Annotated in this window: 1 protein-coding gene and 1 pseudogene; both read right to left on the reverse strand. The window is 51.9% G+C overall.

All coding sequences use genetic code 11. The features are described from left to right. Window positions 1-66: 66 nt before the first annotated feature. Window positions 67-1,290 carry an ABC transporter permease gene (locus ACFRAK_RS28545; RefSeq protein WP_394573123.1) on the reverse strand — a complete coding sequence of 408 codons (1,224 nt, stop codon included), beginning with the start codon at window positions 1,288-1,290 and terminating at the stop codon, window positions 67-69. Beyond that, window positions 1,287-1,529, reverse strand: a pseudogene (locus ACFRAK_RS28550) (ABC transporter ATP-binding protein); the annotation flags it as partial. The pseudogene ACFRAK_RS28550 and the gene ACFRAK_RS28545, both read right to left, overlap by 4 nt.

Below are 1,529 nucleotides of genomic sequence, written 5' to 3' on the forward strand. Positions count from 1 at the left end.
AAGCATCCTAGACTCACCAATAGAAGGCCCACCGATCATGATCGGAGGACCTTCATCCCTGTTTATCTATTCATCATCTTCATCGTCTTTACGACGAAGCTTGCGATCAGCATTCCAACGGAAGAGGAAGACTAGCGCACCACCTGCAACACCGGTTCCCAGTACCTGTAAGGGTGCGCTGATGATGCCCGGCAGAAGCGGGAGCCATAACAACAACGCCCAGAACAGCTGTACCTGAAAGATCAGCTTCCCTTCGTTCTCCCGGCGCGTTCCCGCGGGTAACGGGTACACATGGAGCCAGAACGATTCCGGGTGCAGCTTTCGCAGCGAAGACAGCTGCAGCCCGATAATCATCAAACTGATCAAATATACGATCACAGAGGTCAGACCCTCTCGCGTAATCCATACGAGTACCGCGCCTAGCACGCCGATCCGAATAAGGATACCGAGGATATCGCTCCGTGTTAGACTCTTGATCAGAAGATACCGATATGCTGTCTCTTTCCTCCATGGTAATCCCTTGCCCCAGCCAGACAGCCATCTCCTTGCGTGGACACGCTGTTCCCGTTGCGGAACATTCACGAACCAACTAAGGACCATCATCACGCGACTTGCTTGTCTTCGTTCCACAGCAATGAGGCGCTCCCAGGCTACCCGATGTCGAACCGGAACAGATAACGCAGCATAATAGGTAACCGCGATCAGAGCCATAAATATTAAGGCTTTACCTGTTGGATACCAGAGCCAGGCGGCAAACGCAAGCGTAGGTACAAGCCAGCGCAACGCTCGATACGAGGCTGCTGCGTTTCTCGATACCATCAGTTGCTCCCTCCAGCTGCCATAGCTGGATAACAGTTTGAGCACAGTCAGAACCGCAAAGGTCGCTAGTAACGGTTTCGGTGCGATATCACTGCGTATGTACAGCGGCCACAAAGTCAGCAACACAATCCCTAAACTGATGATTTTATAGATTACGCCACTAATCCACCCGCTCCGAAAGTACGTATTCATTCTGGACTCCTGCGGGAGTAGGAATACCGTGTCCGCGATCCGCAAATACGTACGAACGCTGCTGTTAATGACGATCGGGACCAGCACAACCAGCATAATCCAGCGAATCGGGAGATCCGGCGGGACGTTCTGGAGAATGGATGTGTACCATGCAGCAAAAGCGATCAGCACAAACAGAAATACAAAAGCAACGCCACTCTGAATCACATAACCGAGATATGGAAGGATCTCGCCCCAGAACTGTCCGCGTCGTTTAGCATGCAGCTCGCGCAGATTCATTCGTCATTCCCGCCTTGAATCAGCACATTAAACAGCTCCTCCAGCGGCATGCCGGGTTTCCCTGCTTGATCCTGTATATCCTTGAGCGTACCCTGAGCAATAATGCTGCCGCGGTGCAGCACAATAAACCGGTCACAGTAATTCTCAATGGTCGACAGGATATGAGAGCTTAGCAGAACGGATGAACCTGCTGCCTTAAGCTCCAGCATGAAATCTAGTAACGAGCGTATACCGAGCGG

This window comes from Peribacillus sp. NPDC056705, from assembly GCF_043656335.1.

What these genes read in the sequence shown, in the direction of transcription:
- ACFRAK_RS28545 (WP_394573123.1), bottom strand. Translation starts at nt 1,290, where the DNA reads ATGAATCTGCGCGAGCTGCATGCTAAACGACGCGGACAGTTCTGGGGC.